Source organism: Myxococcus sp. CA056 (assembly GCF_013336715.1).
GTDB classification, from domain to species: Bacteria; Myxococcota; Myxococcia; order Myxococcales; family Myxococcaceae; genus Myxococcus; species Myxococcus llanfairpwllgwyngyllgogerychwyrndrobwllllantysiliogogogochensis.
In genome coordinates this window covers 210,743-229,141 of record NZ_JABUMT010000017.1, presented here as the reverse complement: position 1 = coordinate 229,141, position 18,399 = coordinate 210,743, and the positions used below count along the sequence as shown (strand labels likewise).

Below are 18,399 nucleotides of genomic sequence, written 5' to 3'. Positions count from 1 at the left end.
CCTGCACGTCGCGGTCGGCACGCAGGACTGGAAACCGTCTGCCGCGGAAGGGATGGACCGCCATGGTGATGGTGACTTCTTCCAAATCGCTTGCAGTGTCGACCGCATTGCGCGCTACCTTTCCCAGGAGAGAATCTTCACCTTGTCCCCGCGCCGCGAGACGAAGACGAAGAGGTGGCCGGCGTAGAGACTCTCCTTCCACTCCGCGCGCACTATCGCCGCCAACCCATCGATGCTGTTACGCATGTCCACAGGCTCACGTGCCAGAAGGATTCGCACCGCCCGGGGCAACAGCGGCATCAGCCGAGCACCGCCACGAGATGCGCGAGGTACTCCGCCTGCGTGCCCTCCGGGAAACGCAGGAGCACTCCTCGCGGCAGCGCCACCTCGAGCATCAGTCCTTCTCTCGTCCGCCGCACGGGGGACGCGACCACCTCCACGGGAAGGAACCTCCCCCGTGGCCTCTCTGTCGATTCGGGCCTCCGCCCCAGTGCGGACCTCGGCTTCTTGTACAGCGTGTACTGGAAGGCGCTGAGCGAGACCTCATGCCTGGTCGCGAACTGCTTCTGCGTCAGCCCGCTCGCCTCGAACTCTTCTACCAACTGCTTCCACTCATCCGGATTGGGTCGTCGCATGCCGGAGTGAACCGGCGGGTCCACCCCAGTTCAGGACGTCGGCCGTCGGTCGCTTACGAGCAGCTTGTCACGCAGCGACATGGTCTTCTCTCCTGAAAGGCACTTGGCCATGAACGGACACCCGCCGTACTTGGTGCAGGCGGGGCCGAAGTTCGCGGGCACATCGGCAGCTCGGGCGGCTTGCGCGTGCGCCTTCATTGCTTCGACCTGGGGCTCGACCTTGGTCCGCCACTCGCGCGCGACGTGCCCGACAGGTACGGAGGCGACGACGGACACCGCAAGGTGCTGGCCCCGGGTCTGGTAGTAGAGGTGCTCCAGCTCCAGTTCGCGCAGGCCCGGGAATCGCTCGACCTGGCTGAGTGCCCACGCGGCATAGCCGACCATTTGCAGGCCGGGTTCCGTGTTGGCGTCGGCGAGCTGCTCGGGCGTCGCGGCGTTTCTCGCGACGTTGCTCGTGAACTTGTGGTCGGTGATTCGCAGGACGCCGTCGGAGGCGAGCTGTCGAGCATCCACGAGGTCGATGAAGCCGGTGAACGGGATGCCACCCGCCGTCAGTGGCGGGCACCGTCGAGGGGCTGTTCGACGAGTAGGTCGGGGCCGGGCGTGGGCAGCAGGTGCGCCCCCGACTTCGCGAACACCCCGAGCACGTCTTCGCCCGTCGACAAGTAGGGCTCAAGCTGGGCGTGTCCTTCGGTGCCGACCTACTGCGCCCCCGTGGTGGGCTCGGGTAACCGCAACACCTTGGCGAAGTACCAAGCACGGGGGCACAGCTTGTGTCTCTTGAGCTGGGACACGCTCAGTCGCTGGATGACCCCGGCAATGACAGAGGGGCCACGAGGAGGGGTTTCAACGGTGGGATGCACCCCATGTAAATGAGTGCGCTTTCCGAAGAGAGTTCGCAGTCTGCAACGGCACAGGTGGTATCGCCCACTGTTTTGCAATAGTGGAAACCACTTGCATTCACCCGAGCCAGGGCGAAACCCTGAAGCAATGGATCTCTGGCTCCATTGCAAAGAATTGGGGCCGCGAAGCGGGGGCTGGGTTGTTTGCCGTGCCCCGGAAATATATGCTTTGCGCGAATTCCAAGTTCCAAAAGGGGTGGAGACATGATGCACAGGTGGGTTACTGCCGTAGCGTTCGCAGTGATAGTCCTCTCGGGCTGTGGCGGGGTCGAACTAGACACGCCGCCGCAAGCCCCTCTCGACGACAAGAGCGCCAGTGAACTCTGCCTGCTATTCCGTGGTGTGGCGGAATCACGTGAGGCGGCATGCTCCTATGCAAAAAGGGATGCACAGGCATACTGCAGTCAATTCGGCACTGGTGCTACTCGGGTCAAAACCTGCAAAGTCGTCAGGCAGGATGAGTGGTCCTATACGGTTGACCTGTCTGCCTGTTGCCCGGGCGCCTTTCCCGGCGGGGAAGTCCAGAGCGAATAGGGATGTCTGGGGTACATCGAGTGAGAGGTAGCCATGAGCAATCTTTTCAGATGTGCGACGCACCTGTGCTCGTCTGAATTGCTCGCGACAATTTGATGTTACCCACGACGCTCCCCATGCTTCTCGGTGGGGGCGTTCCGCAGTTCATCCGGCAGGTAGTAGACGAGTGGCCGTGTCCCGTCCCCCATCCGGCGCTGGCCTCGGGTGAAGTGCAACGCCTTGAGGGCGGCGCCGATTTCCCGGGAGATTCGCGGGTCGACCTGTGCGGGGTGGAGCGCGAAGGCTTCGACACCGACGTGGAGAATCGTCATGTCACCAGGGCGCTTGTCGGCGGGCATCTCCAGGAGCCACTTCAAGATGACTTCCTTCCGGCTGTCTCCGCAGTTCTCGGCACGGAGGGCGGCTTGCTGCTCGGCTCCCGCCGCTTCCTCGGACGTGAGCCACCACCCCCCTGTGTCAGGGAAGAAGTCGCCTCGGCTGAGTTGCCGAGCTGACCACCCGAAGGGGGCGAGTGCAGGCGGTTGAAGTGCCGTACACAGACGCATTCAAGGCGCAGATGGTGAAGCGGATGGTGGGACCGAGCGCGGTGAATGCCTCGACACTGGCCCGGCAGGTGGGAGTGTCCCAACCGACGTTGTCGCAGTGGTTGCGCGCGGCGAATAGAGTAGCGGCCATGGCGGGCCTGTCGAGGAGCCACCAAAAGACTGCCTCTGGGAGTTTGGGAATTCAATGCCGCACGAGTCCTTCGGTTTTGCGGCAAGCGCCGAAGGGGCTCTTGGATGCCCATGTTGTTAGGAATGTTGTGTGATGCTATGGTTTCTGCGTGGTCGTGACTCGAAAGGAAGGAATCGCATGGCGCGTAATGGGATTGTTGCCGTGGGACTCTCAGCGATCATTCTGTTTGGGTGTGGCGGCATTGAACCGGGCGCATCGCCGCAAGATCCGGTCAGCGATGAGGGCGCCCTGGAGTCCTGTTTGCTGTATCGCGCTGAACGAGAATCATATGCGGCTGCGTGTGCTCAATCACTTCAGTACGGACGGGAAGACTGCGCGCGTCGCGGCAGTAGCGTCAAGAGCTATGGGAAATGCACCGTCGTCAGGGTGGACGAGGGGGGCGGCTACACCGTTGATAGGTCTGTTTGTTGCGTTGACTAGCTGTTCGTGCCCACGCAAAAGGAATGCTGCGGGACGCCCGCCGAAGGCGACCATTCCAAATGTGCGACTCGATTTCGCTCATCTGAGCTGGTCGCGGCCGCCTGAAGCTGCCCACGCCGCCCGCCCACTTCTCGGTGGGCGGGTTCCGACGTTCGTCCGGGAGGTGTCACTGAGTATGCTTCTGCGAGACGTCAAGCACGCTCAGTCATATGCGGCGTGCTGTTAGTTTGGACTCCAGCAGCGGTACTTGACCTGAACCACGTTCGACACGTAGGTGTTGGCGTCGAGGACACGGAACCGGATGTATTTGTCGTAGTATGTCCCGTAGGTGTAGAGCCCCCATTGGCAGTAGTCGCTATAGGTGGTCGAGTTGTTCCACCAGTGGTCGCCATACGGCCCATTCCCGAAGTCATCAATGATCGACCACTGGTAGGTATACGGCGCTACACCGTTACTGGCGCTGCCGGTGCAGGAGACCGCATAGGTCTGCGGGTTTCTTCCGCATCCCATGGTTGCCGTTGGAGGAGGGATGTCGAGGGCGGTGACGGTGTCTCCCGTGTCGATTCCCTCTTCCTCGGACGCAAGGGGCTCGCCACAGGCACCAAGCAAGACCCCTGCCGAAACTATCACCGCACCACGTAGAAAGTGCTTCACGATAGTCGGAACTGACATGAGGCGCTCCTGTGTGTTCAGGGTGGAAAGGCAGTCGTATATCAACTGACTTGCATGAGAGTCCTGGTTGTATGAGTGGCGAGTGTCCAGAATCGCTCAGATGAGGCTCTGTGCCCTCGGTGCCGACGCGATTTCGCGGGTCGCAACGCGAACAGGTCTATCCCTAGCCTTAGGGATGTTTGTTCGCGGGCCGTCGGGGTATGTGAATGGGCAGTTGGGCGTGCCCAATGACGTGATTGGAGGATACGCAATGAAGCGCAATGGCCTATTTCGACGGGGGTTCCTGCTGGCGGCCGCACTGGCGTCAACAGGGTGCAGTGATTCTCTGGATGATGGTCAAACGCCGATCAACCTCGCCCCTCCATCACTGGCTGAGGCGCAACTGTCACTCCAGCGCATCGATCAACTCTACGAATCCGACCCGGCGGCCGCATTGGACGCCACGCAGAAGCTGCGGCCGAAGCTCGATGAACTCAACCACCTGGTTGCCCGTGTCGAGATGGCACCCGCGCACTTCGTTGAATTCTACGATGTGCAGCCCGGTGGCCTCCTCGTCGTGGAGCGCGGGCCCGTTGAGGATGGGCGTTTCCTGCGCGACCAGGAGGGGACCGACCGCTCCGCCGTCGCGCTCTATCGCCGGCTTACGGGAGGCGCCACGCCGCCGGACGCATTGGTCAGGGCCGAATCGCGCCGGGAGGCGCCCGATGACTTCCATCTGCCTGCGTGGGATGCGGCCGTCCCGAGCCTGGACTTCTCCGAGGGATTTGCTCCGGATCCTGGTGCGCAGACGGGAGACTCTGTCACCCAGTCATGGACGAGTGACCAGGGGCCACTTTGGCGAGATTCTGCCTGCTACAAGTGGGGAGAGTTTTTCGACTGTCTGCCCAATAGAACCGGCAATGGTGCGGCCTCCCGTAACGCCAAGACGGCGTTCATCCAGGCCGCACCCTATCGGGGGAGTTTGAGGTTGCAGCTCTCCTACGACAATGTCGCGAGAGGGGCCTGGGCCGTTTTCGCGGGGGAGATGGCGTCGTACTGGTGGCATTCCGCCAGCTATTGGGCCTGCCCGGGTGGCCAAGCCTGCGGCGTGCAGGAGTACTACATCCGAAACCATCGGTGGGATGTCTTGGACGCGGACGGTGATGGATATCACCTGACCTGGGCGTTCAGGTCGAACTGCAACTGGATCTCTTGCGACACGCCCCCCTTCTGACGGCTCCCTGCTGTTCGAGAAGGCTCGGCCCTGTCGCTACCGAGCCTTCTTCTTCGCTTTCGTGGACACCTCGTCGTGATACCCCGCCACGCGCATGCCGAGTGTCTTGGCCAGATTGACCACGGAGTCCAGCGGCACACGGGTGTCCTTCAGCCGGTTGTGCGCCGGGTCCAGGAACGCTCCCTGGGTCTCCGAGAAGTCCGTCCGTGTCAGCGTGCAGCCCCGGAAGTTGCTTCCGGAGAGGTCCGTCCCCTTGAAGTCCGAGTCGGTCAGGTCCAGGTCGTAGAAGTTCACCTCGCGGGCCACACAGCGCAGGAACTCCATCTTCCTCATGCTGAGCCCGACGAATGAGCAGTAGGACAGGCCCGAGTCCACGAACGAGAACTCCGGGTTCGAGGCGATGTTGCTCCAGTCGATGCCGATCAGCTTGGAGCCCTCGAACCGGACCTCCCTGAGCGCGATCCGGCCGAATTGCGCGCGCGTGACGTTGCATCCCCGGACGACGCATGCTTCGAGGATGCTGTCCTTCCACCGGCTCTCCTGGAGCTGACAGTTCTCGAAGGTGCAGCGATAGAACTCCTTGTCGGCCAGTTCGGCGTTCTGGAGATCGAGGTTCGTGAAGGTCTCGTTCTCGAAGTACGTCTCTCGCAGCAGGCGCTGCGTTCCCTCGGCCCCGGCTCCGTCGGTCTCGCTCACGGTCCCACTATCGCCTGTTCCCGCTGACTCAACGGCGACGATGAATGGGGCGATGCCTCACCGCTTCTGGCGAGAATCAGGAGTTCGAAGTTGCATCGCAGGGCCCGAGTGTGCGCAACGCGAGCCCTCCTCGATGTCGCACTGCGGACGACATTCTCCTCGACATCAGGGTTGTCGGCGCCCCCGCTCATGGGGAAGTCTCCGCTCCATGGAGAAACTCATCCCCGGCCTTCATCACTTCCAGACGGAGGTCTTTCGCTCCAAGCAGGAGCTGTACTCCCGGCTCGCCGAGGCGCAGAGCCCCGAGGTGCTCTTCATCACCTGCTCGGATTCGCGAGTCCTCCCCAACGAGCTGACCGGCGCGGGGCCGGGCGAGCTCTTCATCATCCGCAACGCGGGCAACCTCGTCCCGCCCCACGGCACCCCCAACAACGGCGAGGCGGCCACCATCGAGTACGCCGTGGCGGCCCTGGAAGTGCGCCACATCATCGTCTGCGGCCACACTCGCTGCGGCGCCATGCAGGGCCTTCTCCACCCCGAGCAGTTGGCCCGCCTCCCGGAGATGCGCGACTGGCTCCGCCACGCCGAGCCCACCCGCCGCATCCTCCAGGAGAGCTACAGCCACCTGACCGGCCCCTCCTTGCAGACCGCGGCAGTGATGGAGAACGTCCTCGTCCAGGTCGAGCACCTGCGCTCGCTGCCCGTCGTCGCCGAAGGGCTCGCACGCCGCCAGCTCAACCTCTATGCCTGGGTGTACCAGCTCGAGTCCGGCTCGGTGCATGCCTATGACCCGGAACTTGGGCAGTACGCCCCCGTGGTCGCCGTGGACGGCGACTCCGCGCGCGCCCGTGGTCGCTTCGGGCTCCGTCAGGTGTTCTGAGCGGGCCCTTTCTCCCGGGTGCGAATCCCCGGGTCTGATGGTTGTTCGACACGGCTGGATTGACGTTGGAGAGGCAGGGGGCTTTCGTTGCGCCAACTCTTGAGCTGGGCCGTGATGTCCGGCCTTTGTCTGGCAATGACGGCGTCGGCGTCCGAGCGGCAGCGGGAGGTGCTCGGCCGCGCGCTGTTCTTCGATACCTCCTTGAGCGCCGATGGCCGGGTCGCCTGCATGTCTTGCCATCTGCCGGAGCGCGTCTTCTCCGACAGGGATGCTCGCTCTCTCGGCGCGCATCACCGCGTGGGCACGCGAAATGCTCCCAGCCTGCTCGATGTGGCGGATGCTCGGACGTTGTTCTGGGATGGGCGGAGGACCTCCCTGGAGGCGCTCATCCTCGACCCGCTCCTGCATCCTCAAGAGCACGCGCTGAGTTCTCCCGAGGACCTGGTGGCTCGTGTCCGTCAGCGCCATGCCGCGGCCCACGCCCTGGCTTTTCCCAACGAGGAGGTCTCCACCGGGACCATCACCCGGTCCATCGCGGCCTATGTGCGCACGCTCAAGTCCGGCCCTTCTCCGTTTGAGCGCTTCCACTTCGGCAAGGATTCCGCCGCGCTCGACGAGTCCCAGCGCCGGGGCCTCAAGCTGTTCCTGGGTCGCGCCGAGTGCGGTCGCTGCCACACCGTGGGCCCCCAGGCGGCCACCTTCACGGATGGGCGCTTCCACGCGGGCGAGCCGCGCGAGGACCTCAAGTCGCGGCTGCCCACGGTGGCTCGCGAAGTGACCCGAATGTCCGAGACCGAGCGCTTCTCCGCCGTGGCCACACGAGAGGACGTGGCCGCGCTGGGGCGCTTCGTCGTGACACTTCGCCCGGAGGACTTGGGGCGCTTCCGGACGCCCAGCCTGCGCAATGCCGCCCTCACGGCGCCCTACATGCACGACGGCGGTGTTCCCTCGCTGCGCGAGGCCGTGGAGCGCGAGCTGGATTCCCGCGTCGGCCGAGGCGCCCGACGACCCCCGTTCACCCCTCAAGAGCGGGCGGACCTGGTGGCTTTTGTCGAGGCGCTCACCAGCACCTCGTTCTCCGAACTCACGCACACCGAGGTGATCCAGAACCCCAGGAGTGAGCGCGCCCTCTCTGGGGAGAGGGTGACACCCTGAAGCTTCGCCCACCGATTTCGAGGCACGTTGTCAGGCGACGTGACATGACGACTCGTCAGGACGGTGCTCCCGTCGAATGCTCGGGCTGCCTTGGCCCTGGTCAGTCCATTCCCGGCGAGTGACCTTGTCAGGAGAACCCATGTCGCGGCACGCAGAGACCACGTTCCTGAATGTCGACCTGGACCTCAAGAGTCAGTTCGGCCTGTCCAGGTTGCTGAGCGCGCTAGGCGACTCGGTCGCCCCAGTTCACGCCGAGGACGGGTTCGCGTGCCTGGAACTCGACGAGCAACCCGAGTCGCCCGAGGAGGCGGTGATGCGTCTGGCGACCCTCATCACCCACCTCCCCAAGGACGCGCGGGAGGAGTGGGACCGGTGCTCGGAGCGGACGCTGGATATCGGCATCCAAGCCGGCGCCACGCCGCATCAGGTGCGCTACCAGCTCCCCGTGGCGGCACTGGCTCTCGCGGTGAGCATCAACGCGGAGGTCGTCATCACGGTCTACGCGTGCCCCGAGCCGTCGCCCTGACCGCCATCACCCCGTGAGCGCCGTGCGTCGTCGGTGACGCACGGCCACGAGGAGCATGCTGGCGAACGTCACCACCAGCACGGCCAGTTCCTCCAGGCTGTCGAGCGGCGCCTCGTTCTCGTTGATGAGCGCCAGGCTCAACAGGCACAGCACCAGGTGGACACTGAAGACGGGAAGCGACGCGCTCCCCAGCAGCACCAGCACCCGCGGCTTCAGCCAGTGATAGACGCGCGGTGAGCCCCGGTCCGCGAGCACCGCCAGCGCCAGGAAGTTCACCAGCCTCAGCGGCGCCAGCGTCCACTTGTCCAGGAGCACGGGCAGGCTCGTGAGCAACACGAAGGGCTCCACCTCGTACCGCGCCAGCAGGAACAGCAGGCTCACCACCCACGCGCCCCCCAGCAGCACCGAGGATGCGCGTCCCTGAGGCGCCTTCGTCCTGGCCCGCTGGCTCCCCGTCCACACGCCCAGCACCCAGAGAAACTGCCAGGCGAACAAGTCGAACGCCCCGGACTGGTCAATCTTGACGGGCAGCCACGTGAGGTCTCCCAGCCACGTGTACAGCGTGCGCTTCAATCCGAGCTGCGCCCAGAACCACACGAGTCCACTCAGGCACAGCACCTTCGCCCAGCCCGCCTCGCGCGCCGCGAGCAGCACGAACGGCGTCAGGAACAGCAGCACGACATACAGCGGCAGGATGTCGAGCAGTGGCGGGCAGTACAGCAGGACGAGGCTGCTCAGCAGCGCCGTGAGCGGCTCCTGGTGGTAGAAGTCGAGCAGGTTGCGGATGGCGGGCCGGTTCGCCAGCCACCCCATCGTGCCGATGACGGTGAAGGCGAAGAGCAACAGCCCGACATGGTGCGCGTAGACCTTCAGCGCCCGTCTTCGCAGGCTCGCCCACAGGCGCACGGGTGTGTCCCAGCTCTTCGCGTGCGAGCCCCCCACGAGGAACGCCGACAGGAACACGAACCCCTCGGCCGCCGACACGAAGCCGAACGGCTGACTGCTGTACGCGTTCAGCCGCGTGGGCAGGTGCGTCAGCGTCATCAAGACGAGAAGCAGTCCCCGCAAGGCATCCAGCTCGGGTCGGCGTGGCATGGAGACGTCGAGCGTCCGGGCGCGGAAGGGCGGGCGCCCTCGGCCCGTTACGGCGCGCCCAGCTCCTGCTCCAGGAACCCGCGCAATGCGTCCGGTCGCCGCAGCGCGGTGTCTCGCATGAACTGGACGTCCTCACGCCAGCGCTCCATCGAGGTCGGGTACCGCCACCGCCCGATGTGCTCGGGCAGCTCGGGCTCGAGCCGCGCCGCCGCCGCGTCGAGAAACGCGACGACTCGCTCCGGCGCGAAGGTGTTCTCCAGGTGCCAGCGGAAGCGGGCGATGAACAGCCCCTTGAAGTCGGGCGACTTCAGCAGGCTCCGCAGCAGCACCACGAAGGGCTCGCCGAGGCGCTCGTCATGCAGGAGCCGTCCCAGCGAGTTGAACTCCGGCCCCGCGAAGAACGAGGCGTCCAGGTCGTACAGCAGCCAGCGCCAGCGACCGTCCCCGGCTCCCGTCGCGCCGTTCCCCGCGCGATTGCGCCAGAACTTGACGTTGTTGTCCGGCCAGTCCTCGTTGCCGAAGTAGAGCTGCGCGACGTGGTAGTCGATGAAGTCCTCCACATCCATGCGCTCCACGACGTGTGCATAGTGCTCGGGGACGGACAGGTCGTGCTCCCGCACGTACGTCAGCAGCTCCGTGTACGGAAGGCTGTCCTCCGGCTCCCCCGTGTCGAGGTCGCCGGCGTTCTCCAGGATGACGATGTCCTTCCGGTTCAGCCCGTGGTGGCTCGCCAGGTAATACTCGTCATAGCGCTCGCGCAGCTCATGCAGCCCCCAGTACTCGCCATTGAGGAACACCACCGTGGGCCGACAGGCCTGGAGGGCCAGCGTCGTGTCGCGCAGCAGGCCCTGGAAGACGCAGTCCTTGAGCTTGGTGTATTGCTGGTCCTGTCCCGAGGTGCGGACCATCAGGCGCTTGAAGTCGCGCAGCGGATGGCCCGGGAAGATGTCGGCGTGGAACAGCTCGGGGCCATAGTCTTCCTTGGCATACAGCCGCAGGCTCTTCTGCGGCAGCGCCGCGCTCCCCGAGCCGTGGATGCGCACCCCCGCGTTCTGGGCAATCACAGGTGTGCCCGCTTCCTCGAACCACTCGACGTGGACCGGGCGCTCCCAATCCTTGCCATCCTGCATGTAATTGCCGGTGCCCCACCCCTCGAACCCACCAGGCGTCTCCTCATAGGCGCGGCCCGGGACATAGATTCCGCGGACGGCGTCGAAGAAGTTCTCCGCGTCCGTCACCAGTGACAGGACGGGCAGCGTGTAGGGCCGCTGGCCAATGAGATACGTGCGCGCCTGCCCCGTCTCCACCGGCGTCTCACCCGCGAACCGCTGCACGCGCACCACCGTGCCGAGCGTCACGGGCGCGGCGGGCGGCCTCCAGCGCCAATCCTCGGGCGAAACCTCGGGGTTGGTCCGGATGAGGCTGAGCGGCGCGGGCTGCCCGCTCCGATTCAACAGCGCCAGGGGGGCTGTGTAGACGGGAGAGGAGGGCCCCGGAGTCGAACCATCCAGGGTGTAGCGCGTCGTCGTGTCAGGTGACGTGGGCAGCGTGAGGAGCGCCTCGGATGCATACAGGCTCTCCGGCGACGTGAAGCTCAAGCGCTGGAAGTCGAGCCGGGTGCGGTTCTCCGTCCCGGTGTCGTGATAGGCGATGACCTCCAGGGCCTCGCTCGCGTGACTCGGCTGCCAGGGGATGCTCCACCGACCCTCTCCCTCCAGCACCGCCTCACCGAGGAGCATCGAACCCTCGTAGACCTCTACCCGGACGACGCCCGCATCGACCCGGAAGCCGCCGCGCAGGACGTGCTGCTCGTTGTCCATGGCGTCGATGGTGAGGCCGACCGGATGGGGCGCCTCCTCCACCTGCTCACCGGGCTCCTGCTCCTCACGAGGCGTGTCCCGACAGGCACCGAGCGACAGCATGAGCAGGGCGAGCGCCCCAGAGAGCGTCCGTCTCCCGGGTGGGGTGAGGCTGCGCGGGCGCGCCAGGGCACGGTGCCCCGGGACTTCGGGAGAAAACGACTCATTCATGTTCGGGGCACGGTGGTGGGGGGGCCAGGGGCGACAAGCACCACGCGGCCACTCAGCAATACTCGTGCCTCAAACTATCTCCCTGAATTCACGGAGTGGTGTCGGGAGGGCGTGGCAGTGTGCCACGCTGGGGATGGCGGATTGCCATGGCTGCTGCTCACTCGAGCGAGGGTGGGACTTGCGATGACGGAGTCGAGACCCCGGCACTGTGCGACGTGTGGGCGCGCGCTGAGCCCCCGCGAGGTGTACTACCGCTTCAACCTGGTGCTGGAGGGTGAGCAGGACCTGCTCGACTCCGGTGACGAGCCCGGAGACGGGGAGCGGGACGCCCTCGCGGAGCTGGTCCAACGGCTGGAGGAAGGGCCCGAGGACGCCCGCGAGTTGGAAGACCAGGTCCACTGGGAGCGCGCGGGCGTGGTGTGCGGAGCGTGTCGCATCGTGGTGGTGCGCATGCTCGATGCGGGCCCGGGGACGCCTCGACCGCACTGACGACGTCCCGGGCCCTACGACGAGACTTCACAAGCGTGCTTCAGCGGCCCCGGCGCGCCACGGAGAAGGCGAGGTCGTCGTGGTCCAACCACATCCCGGGCTCGCAGCTGGCGTGGGAGGGATTGGTTCCGAGCACGCCCCGAATCGCCTGGAGTCCTCCGTCGGGCAGGGTGAAGGTGGTGGACAGCTCATGTTCACCGGGGACCTCGACCTGGAGCCTCGCGACGTGTGTCCATTGAGGGGTGCGTGCGTCGGGGGCGTGAAAGAGATTCACCTCCTCCAGGAACGGCACGAAGCCAAAGACAGTCGCCGTGAGCGTCACCTGCCTGCCCGCGGTGAGGGGGCCGCCATCCTGGCTGGTGATGCGCAGGCCCTCCAGCGTCGCGGTGACGAGATAGGTGCCCTCTTCTCCATCCGGGCAGCTGCCGCCGAGCGTGTTGGGCGCATGGGGTTCCGGACCGACGCCTCCCATTCCCCGGACGAGCTGCCCGGTGTCGCACGAGGCCGTGAGCGCGGTGCATCGGGGGGCGAGGAGCGTCGAGTCGTAGTCGGCGATGCCAGGGTTGCGCACCGTCACCGTCACGGGCGCGGCCCGGTGGGCCTTGAGCGCCGTGTCGTAGGCGCGGACCTCCAGGGTGGTGGGGCCATTGAGTTCCTGTCGCGTGTCCCAGGCGAAGTCGAAGGGGCGGGTGTCGTCGCTGGCGAGGAGCACTCCGTTGACCCAGAGGTCCACGCGGCGGATGGCGACGTCATCCCAGGCCAGCACATGCACGCGCGGCGTGTCTCGGACCGTGGTTCCCGGCAGCGGGGTCAGCAGGTGCGCCCAGGGGCGGTGGTCATCGCCAGGGGAGGGCGCGAAGCGGGCCTGGAGCAGCAGGTTGGGTGAGCGCGGCCCGGCCTCCTTCACCCGTCCCGGAATGGCGGCGCCCGCGAGTGCTTCCATCACCTGCGTCGGCGTGGCGGTGGGGTGAGCCTCCAGATAGAGCGCGGCGGCGCCCGCGACGTGCGGTGTGGCCATCGACGTACCGGAGAGCACCTCGGTCGCGCTGTCGTCGGCGATGCCCGCGGAGATGATTTCGTCACCCGGCGCGAACAGGTCGATGCAGGCGCCGTAGTTGGAGAACCACGCCTTCCTGTCCGCGAGGTTGGTGGCGCCCACGGTGAGGGCTTCCGGCGTACGGGCCGGTGATCCACCGCATGCGTCGCCGCTGCGATTGCCCGCCGCCACCACCGTGGTGATGCCCGCGGCCACGGCATTGCGGACCGCGAGGTCCAGCGCCTCCGAGGGCTCCATTCCCAGACTGAGGTTGGCGACGGCGGGAGACTCATGGTGGGCGGTGACCCAGTCGATGCCCTCGATGATTCCAGAGACGGTGCCCTCTCCGCCGCAGTCCAGGACGCGCACGGGATGCAGCGTCACCGCCCTGGCCACGCCCGACGTCGAACCGCCGAGCGTTCCCGCGACATGGGTGCCATGGCCGTCGCAGTCCTCCGCGCCGCCGTTGGGGTCCACTCCGTCGAAGCCCGCTCCCAGGCGCCCCAAGAACTGCGTGTGCGTCGAACGGATGCCCGTGTCGATGACATAGGCGTGGACGCCCGCGCCGCCGTGCGTGGGCTGGTAGAGGCCATCGAGGGGGAGGTCTTCCTGGTCCACGCGGTCCAGGCCCCAGGAGTCCGTCCTCGGCTCCGCGTGCAGGCGCACCCAGGCGTCCTGTTCGACGAGCGCGACGCGTGCATCCGCGCGCAGTGCCGCCACGCTCGCTTCATCGAGCTCGGCCGCGAAGCCCTGGAGCGCATGGGCATACGTGCGACTCACCTTCGCCGCGTGGGCACTGGCGACGCTCAGTACGTGCTCGCGCGCCTTCTGGGGCAGGAGCATGCCTTGGGTCGCGGGTGGCTTGAGCACGACGATGTAGTGGTGAGGGACGCGCCGTGTCCCGGTGCGCTGGGATGTGGCGGCCTGGGGCGAGAGGTCGGTCGGGTTCGTGCAGCCGCCGAGGACAAACGCTGACAGGACAAGGGACAGGGGTGTGGTGGAACGGAACTTCATGGGTGTGGGCCTGAGAGTGGGCCGACCCCTCTTCCGGGCACAGGGGGGCTCGGAGCGAGGTGGCGTCATGGTGAGCCCGCTTGGACGCCGAAGGCCTTCGAGTTGATCAATCCCCGCCTCAGGTTTCTGAGCAGGCTGGGGGAAATCAGGGTGTGCTTGTCAGCGTTCCGGATTGCGCGCCGAGTGACAGCTCGCTGGCACCATCATTGCTGTTGAAAGAGGCTCACTCGATGGGAGCCTTCATGGACTCGAATCAACTGCGCCAGCTCTTCGCGAAGGCCCTGCGAGCTTCGCTGGCCTCTCCCCTGTTGCTGGCCGGTTGCGGCGGCCTGGACCTGAAGGGCTACTCGCCTCCCGTGTGTGAGGACGATTGGAAGCTCTCGATGAGCGGCCTGTCCCCGGCGACCCAGCCGGACCTGGTGCAGCTCCGCCGGAGCCAGGACACCGGGGATGGGAGCAGCAACCCGCGCCTCCATACGGTGCTGTCGTCTTCGGGCACGGCTTGCGCGACGGCGTCCCAGCCCGCGACGTGTCAGGCGGAGCTCGCCGCCCTGGCCCCTCAGGAGGGCTTTCGCTCCGTCTGCAACTTGTTCTGCGAGTCGTACTACCTGGCGACCACGGAAGGCGACACGGTGGCGGCCAAGACTTCGTTGGAGGCACTCATCGGCTTCCTGGGCGCCATCGACACGCCCCAGGAAGCCCTGCTGCGTGTCTTCGCTGACGGTTACACCTTGAGCTGCACCACGCTGGAGCGGGGGGCGGTGAAGGCGAACGGCGATGGCAGCTTCAACGTCGTCGCGACCCAGGGCTTCGCCTGCGGAGAGGGGACCCAGGAGACGCAGTTCGTCCTGGGGGTGTCGGCTTCGGGCGAGGTGGTCGAGAAGGAACGCGACGTCCTGAAGCGTGGCGACAAGGGCTGTTCAGTGGGACGTCGGCCCGCGGGACTCCAGTCGGAAGGCTTCGTCGAGTGCGCGGATGCCGTGGGGCGGCACCTGGCCCTCATCGCGCACCTGGAGGCGGCCTCCATCCAGGCGTTCCTGCGCCTGCGCGCGGAGCTGGCGCTGCACGGCGCGGACCTGGCGCTCCAGGACGCGGCGCTGCGCAGCGCGATGGACGAGGTGATGCACACGGAGGTCTGCGGACATCTGGCCCGGAAGTACGGCGCGACGCCGCAGCGGCCCCAGGTGGCGTCGCTTCCGCCCCGGCCGCTCACGGAGGTGCTGCTCGACAACGCGGTGGAGGGCTGCGTGCGCGAGACGTACGGCGCGCTGGTCGCCCACCACCAGGCCCTGCACGCGGAGGACTCCGAGGTGCGCGAGGCCATGGCGCGCATCGCCGAAGACGAGACGCGGCACGCCGACCTGTCGTGGGCCATTGACCGCTGGGCGAGCACGCGTCTTCCCACGGTCGAGCTGGAGGCCGTGCGCGAGGCTCGGCTGCGCGCCATCGAGTCCCTGCGCGCGGAGGTGGCCGAACCGACGGATTCCGCCCTCATTCGCGAACTCGGCCTGCCCGCGCCCGAGGTCGCCGTGGCGCTGGTGGACACGCTCACTCGCGAGCTCTGGAATTAAGACCTTCTTTGCGTCAGGAACAATGCTCCATGAATTCGAATCGATTGCGCGAACTCTTCACGCGGGTGCTGCGTGCCTCGCTGGCCTCCCCCCTGGTGCTGGCGGGCTGTGGCGGCCTGGACCTTGATGGATATTCGCCACCCGATTGCATCAACGGAAAGCTCTCGGTCAGAGACCTTTCCCCCTCGGTGCCGACGGACTTCATCGAGCTGCGCCGTGTCTACTCGACCATGATGCGGCCGCCCTTCACCGAGTCCGCCCTTTCGTCCTCGGGCGTTCGCTGCGTGACGGCCACGGATGGACCGAGCTGTCGCTCCGAGCTCAAGGCCCTGACCTCCACGACGGGTTTCGGCACGAGCTGTGGCGAGCGTTCCCTGAGCTGCGTGACGCACTATCTCGCGACCACGCAGGGGGACGTGGTGACAGCGCACAACTCGTTGGAGGCGCTCCTGAGCTTCCTGGGCACCATCGACACGCCGCAGGAAGCGGTGCTGCGCGTCGTCGCTGAGGGCGACCGTTCCTATCAGGTGAGTTGCTCCGAACTGGAGCACGGGGCCGTGAAGGCGAACGCCGACGGTACTTACAACGTGGTCGCCACCACGGGTACCATCTGCGCGGGGGGAGGGCCGTGGACGCAGCACGTGCTGCTGGTTTCGCCCGAGGGTGAGGTGCGCGAGACGCGCAGCGAGATTCTGGAGAAAGGCCCCAGCAGCTGCGACGGACGCAGGCCCGCGGGGCTTCGCTCCAATGGCGTGGTCGACTGCTCGGATGCCCTGGGACACCACTTCGCCATCATCGCCCACATGGAGGCGGCCTCCATCCAGGCGTTCCTGCGGCTGCGCGAGGAGCTGGCGTTGCACGGCGCGGGCGTCGAACTCCAGGACGCGGCGCTGCGCAGCGCGATGGAGGAGGTGGCGCACGCGGAGGTCTGCGGCCGTCTGGCCCGGAAGCACGGCGCGACGCCGAGCCCCGCCGTGGTGGCAGCGCTTCCTCCGAGGCCGCTCGCGGAGGTGGTGCTCGACAATGCGGTGGAGGGGTGCGTGCGCGAGACGTACGGCGCCCTCGTGGCGTACCACCAGGCCCTGCATGCGGAGGACGCCGAGGTGCGCGAGGCCATGGCGCGCATCGCCGAGGATGAGACGCGGCACGCCGACCTGTCGTGGGCCATTGACCGCTGGGCGAGCACGCGTCTTCCCGAAAGCGCGCGGACGGCCGTGCGCGAGGCTCAGGTGCGCGCCGTGGAGGCCCTGCGCGCGCAGGTGGCCGAGCCGACCGATGCCGCGCTCATTCGCGAGCTCGGCCTGCCCTCGCCGGAGGTCGCCGTGGCGCTGGTGGACACGCTCGCGCGCGAGCTCTGGAACTGAGGCACGACGCTCGATGACGACAGGCCGACAAGGGGCTCCGCGCGGGCCCTTGTCGTGCGAGGGGCTCGCGCGGGCGAATCCCGACGCTCTCGCACAGGCCCGCTTCGCGTCAGTCGGATGACGGGGGGCTCGCGAGCACCTCTCGCAAGCGCTCCTCCAGGAAGCGCCGCTCGGGCTCGGTGCGCACCAGCGCGAGTGCCCGTCGGTAGGAAGCCTCGGCTTCCCGCCAGCGGCCCAGTCGGCGCAGCAGCTCCGCGCGGGCCGCCGGCAGCAGGTGGTACGCGGTGAGCCTGCCAGAGGACTCCAGGTCATCGACCAGCGCGAGCCCTTGCTCCGGGCCGCGCGCCATCGCTACCGCCGCCGCGCGATTGAGCTCCACCACCGGGCCGGGGGTCAGTTCGGTGAGCCGTCCATAGAGAGCGGCGATCTGCTCCCAGTCGGTCTCTTCCGGACGCTTCGCCCGTGCATGGAGCGCCGCGATGGCCGCCTGGACGGTGTAAGGCCCGTGCGCGCCCAACGCCATCGCCGCATCGAGCTGCTTCAACCCCTCTTCAATCTCCTCGGCCTCCCACAAACTCCGGTCCTGCCGGTCCAACAGCACCAGCCCTCCGTCCTCGGCCACGCGCGCGCGGCGACGCGAGTGATGAAGCAGCATCAACGCCAGCAGCGAGGCCACCTCGGGATGGTGAGGAAGCAGCGAGCGCGCCAGCCTCGCCAGCCGCAGCGCCTCCGCGCACAGGTCCGTGCGCAATAGCTCCGTGCCCTCCGTCGCGGCATGTCCCTCCGAGAAGAGCAGGTAGATGGCGTGCAGCACGCCCCGGGTGCGCTCGGCCAGCGCGTCCGCCTCCGGAATGACGTAGGGGATGCGCGCGTCGCGAATCTTGCGCTGCGCCCGCACCAGTCGCTGCGCCATCGTCGCCGCGGGCACCAGGAACGCGCGGGCCACTTCCTCCGTCGTCAGGCCGCACAGCGTGCGCAGCGCCAGGGCCACCTGGATGTCCTCCGCCAGCGCGGGGTGGCAGCAGGTGAACAGCAGCCGGAGCGAGTCATCTGGATGGTCCTGCCAGTCCCTCCCATCCAGCGGCGAGGCGAGCTCCTGCTCCAGTCGCGCGATGACCTCCAGCGCATCCACGCGCGCGCCGAGCCGGGCCCCCCTGCGCACCCGGTCCACCGCCTTGTTCTTCGCCGCGCGCAGGAGCCACGCCCGAGGCTCCTGCGGCACACCCTCGCGCGGCCACTGGAGGAGCGCCGCCTCGAAGGCCTCCTGCACCACCTCCTCGGCCGAGCCGAAGTCTCCGCCCATGACCCGGATGACCGTGGCCACGATGCGGCCATAGTCGGCGCGCCAGGTCTGTTCGAGCAGCGACGGCAGGTCCGTCATGAAGACTCCACCCAGGCCCCGAGACACCGCCCCGGGGCCCGAGCAGCGGGC

Annotated in this window: 18 protein-coding genes; 8 read left to right on the top strand and 10 right to left on the bottom strand. The window is 66.9% G+C overall.

The genetic code is table 11. The features are described from left to right. Positions 1-114 precede the first annotated feature (114 nt). The 4 genes from tnpB to HUA76_RS39520 form a co-directional block, all read right to left on the bottom strand. A complete protein-coding gene (gene tnpB, locus HUA76_RS39535; RefSeq protein WP_256434508.1) occupies positions 115-300 on the bottom strand; it encodes an IS66 family insertion sequence element accessory protein TnpB in 186 nt (61 codons plus the stop codon). Continuing rightward, on the bottom strand, positions 300-635 hold the full coding sequence (locus HUA76_RS39530) for an IS66 family insertion sequence element accessory protein TnpB (protein ID WP_174459490.1): 336 nt from the start codon (positions 633-635) through the stop codon (positions 300-302). Before HUA76_RS39530 ends, tnpB begins: the two co-directional genes overlap by 1 nt. 30 nt (positions 636-665) lie before the next feature. Next, positions 666-1,148 carry a hypothetical protein gene (locus tag HUA76_RS45885; RefSeq protein ID WP_371823585.1) on the bottom strand — a complete coding sequence of 161 codons (483 nt, stop codon included), beginning with the start codon at positions 1,146-1,148 and terminating at the stop codon, positions 666-668. Positions 1,149-2,169: 1,021 nt separating this feature from the next. Continuing rightward, a complete protein-coding gene (locus HUA76_RS39520) occupies positions 2,170-2,427 on the bottom strand; it encodes a hypothetical protein (RefSeq protein WP_174458786.1) in 258 nt (85 codons plus the stop codon). 155 nt (positions 2,428-2,582) lie between these two features. Here HUA76_RS39520 and HUA76_RS46615 point away from each other — a divergent pair, with 155 nt between their 5' ends. After that, on the top strand, positions 2,583-2,879 hold the full coding sequence (locus tag HUA76_RS46615) for a transposase (protein ID WP_174458845.1): 297 nt from the start codon (positions 2,583-2,585) through the stop codon (positions 2,877-2,879). 569 nt (positions 2,880-3,448) lie between these two features. Here the strand turns inward: HUA76_RS46615 and HUA76_RS39510 are convergent. After that, positions 3,449-3,898 (bottom strand): hypothetical protein, encoded by a 450-nt coding sequence (locus HUA76_RS39510; RefSeq protein WP_174463796.1) that lies wholly within the window; start codon positions 3,896-3,898, stop codon positions 3,449-3,451. A 250-nt stretch (positions 3,899-4,148) separates the two neighbouring features. Between HUA76_RS39510 and HUA76_RS39505 the strand changes: the two genes are divergently transcribed. Further along, positions 4,149-5,111, top strand: a complete 963-nt coding sequence (locus tag HUA76_RS39505) for a hypothetical protein (RefSeq protein WP_174463795.1) — start codon at positions 4,149-4,151, stop codon at positions 5,109-5,111. A gap of 36 nt (positions 5,112-5,147) precedes the next feature. Here HUA76_RS39505 and HUA76_RS39500 read toward each other — a convergent pair whose 3' ends face one another. Further along, entirely contained in the window at positions 5,148-5,807 is a 660-nt protein-coding gene (locus HUA76_RS39500; RefSeq protein WP_174463794.1) for a pentapeptide repeat-containing protein, read from the bottom strand. 208 nt (positions 5,808-6,015) lie between these two features. Here HUA76_RS39500 and HUA76_RS39495 point away from each other — a divergent pair, with 208 nt between their 5' ends. From HUA76_RS39495 to HUA76_RS39485, 3 genes are all read left to right on the top strand, one after another. Then, a complete protein-coding gene (locus HUA76_RS39495) occupies positions 6,016-6,687 on the top strand; it encodes a carbonic anhydrase (protein ID WP_141642377.1) in 672 nt (223 codons plus the stop codon). A 135-nt stretch (positions 6,688-6,822) separates the two neighbouring features. Then, positions 6,823-7,842, top strand: a complete 1,020-nt coding sequence (locus HUA76_RS39490; RefSeq protein ID WP_174463793.1) for a cytochrome-c peroxidase — start codon at positions 6,823-6,825, stop codon at positions 7,840-7,842. A gap of 139 nt (positions 7,843-7,981) precedes the next feature. After that, positions 7,982-8,368 carry a hypothetical protein gene (locus HUA76_RS39485; RefSeq protein WP_174463792.1) on the top strand — a complete coding sequence of 129 codons (387 nt, stop codon included), beginning with the start codon at positions 7,982-7,984 and terminating at the stop codon, positions 8,366-8,368. Between the two features lie 6 nt (positions 8,369-8,374). On the opposite strand, the gene opgC is transcribed toward HUA76_RS39485, so the two are convergent. Then, entirely contained in the window at positions 8,375-9,463 is a 1,089-nt protein-coding gene (opgC, locus tag HUA76_RS39480; RefSeq protein ID WP_174463791.1) for an OpgC domain-containing protein, read from the bottom strand. 47 nt (positions 9,464-9,510) lie between these two features. Continuing rightward, on the bottom strand, positions 9,511-11,493 hold the full coding sequence (locus HUA76_RS39475) for a CotH kinase family protein (RefSeq protein WP_174463790.1): 1,983 nt from the start codon (positions 11,491-11,493) through the stop codon (positions 9,511-9,513). Positions 11,494-11,676: 183 nt separating this feature from the next. On the opposite strand from HUA76_RS39475, the gene HUA76_RS39470 reads away from it, so the two are divergent. After that, positions 11,677-11,982 carry a hypothetical protein gene (locus HUA76_RS39470; protein WP_174463789.1) on the top strand — a complete coding sequence of 102 codons (306 nt, stop codon included), beginning with the start codon at positions 11,677-11,679 and terminating at the stop codon, positions 11,980-11,982. A 40-nt stretch (positions 11,983-12,022) separates the two neighbouring features. Here HUA76_RS39470 and HUA76_RS39465 read toward each other — a convergent pair whose 3' ends face one another. Continuing rightward, positions 12,023-14,032 (bottom strand): S8 family serine peptidase, encoded by a 2,010-nt coding sequence (locus HUA76_RS39465; RefSeq protein WP_174463788.1) that lies wholly within the window; start codon positions 14,030-14,032, stop codon positions 12,023-12,025. Positions 14,033-14,274: 242 nt separating this feature from the next. On the opposite strand from HUA76_RS39465, the gene HUA76_RS39460 reads away from it, so the two are divergent. Continuing rightward, positions 14,275-15,603: a ferritin-like domain-containing protein gene (locus tag HUA76_RS39460; protein ID WP_174463787.1), complete on the top strand. Its 1,329-nt coding sequence runs from the start codon at positions 14,275-14,277 to the stop codon at positions 15,601-15,603. 29 nt (positions 15,604-15,632) lie between these two features. Continuing rightward, on the top strand, positions 15,633-16,967 hold the full coding sequence (locus HUA76_RS39455; protein WP_174463786.1) for a ferritin-like domain-containing protein: 1,335 nt from the start codon (positions 15,633-15,635) through the stop codon (positions 16,965-16,967). 109 nt (positions 16,968-17,076) lie between these two features. Here the strand turns inward: HUA76_RS39455 and HUA76_RS39450 are convergent, their stop codons facing one another. Beyond that, positions 17,077-18,348, bottom strand: coding sequence for an RNA polymerase sigma factor (locus HUA76_RS39450; RefSeq protein WP_174463785.1), 1,272 nt, complete (start codon positions 18,346-18,348; stop codon positions 17,077-17,079). Positions 18,349-18,399: the final 51 nt, after the last annotated feature.

Bases quoted from the DNA above. Each gene is read 5' to 3' on its own strand.
- tnpB (WP_256434508.1), bottom strand. From the start codon at position 300: ATGCCGCTGTTGCCCCGGGCGGTGCGAATCCTTCTGGCACGTGAGCCT.
- HUA76_RS39530 (WP_174459490.1), bottom strand. From the start codon at position 635: ATGCGACGACCCAATCCGGATGAGTGGAAGCAGTTGGTAGAAGAGTTC.
- HUA76_RS39510 (WP_174463796.1), bottom strand. From the start codon at position 3,898: ATGTCAGTTCCGACTATCGTGAAGCACTTTCTACGTGGTGCGGTGATA.
- HUA76_RS39505 (WP_174463795.1), top strand. From the start codon at position 4,149: ATGAAGCGCAATGGCCTATTTCGACGGGGGTTCCTGCTGGCGGCCGCA.
- HUA76_RS39495 (WP_141642377.1), top strand. From the start codon at position 6,016: ATGGAGAAACTCATCCCCGGCCTTCATCACTTCCAGACGGAGGTCTTT.
- HUA76_RS39490 (WP_174463793.1), top strand. From the start codon at position 6,823: ATGACGGCGTCGGCGTCCGAGCGGCAGCGGGAGGTGCTCGGCCGCGCG.
- HUA76_RS39485 (WP_174463792.1), top strand. From the start codon at position 7,982: ATGTCGCGGCACGCAGAGACCACGTTCCTGAATGTCGACCTGGACCTC.
- opgC (WP_174463791.1), bottom strand. From the start codon at position 9,463: ATGCCACGCCGACCCGAGCTGGATGCCTTGCGGGGACTGCTTCTCGTC.
- HUA76_RS39475 (WP_174463790.1), bottom strand. From the start codon at position 11,493: ATGAATGAGTCGTTTTCTCCCGAAGTCCCGGGGCACCGTGCCCTGGCG.
- HUA76_RS39470 (WP_174463789.1), top strand. From the start codon at position 11,677: ATGACGGAGTCGAGACCCCGGCACTGTGCGACGTGTGGGCGCGCGCTG.
- HUA76_RS39465 (WP_174463788.1), bottom strand. From the start codon at position 14,032: ATGAAGTTCCGTTCCACCACACCCCTGTCCCTTGTCCTGTCAGCGTTT.
- HUA76_RS39460 (WP_174463787.1), top strand. From the start codon at position 14,275: ATGGACTCGAATCAACTGCGCCAGCTCTTCGCGAAGGCCCTGCGAGCT.
- HUA76_RS39455 (WP_174463786.1), top strand. From the start codon at position 15,633: ATGAATTCGAATCGATTGCGCGAACTCTTCACGCGGGTGCTGCGTGCC.
- HUA76_RS39450 (WP_174463785.1), bottom strand. From the start codon at position 18,348: ATGACGGACCTGCCGTCGCTGCTCGAACAGACCTGGCGCGCCGACTAT.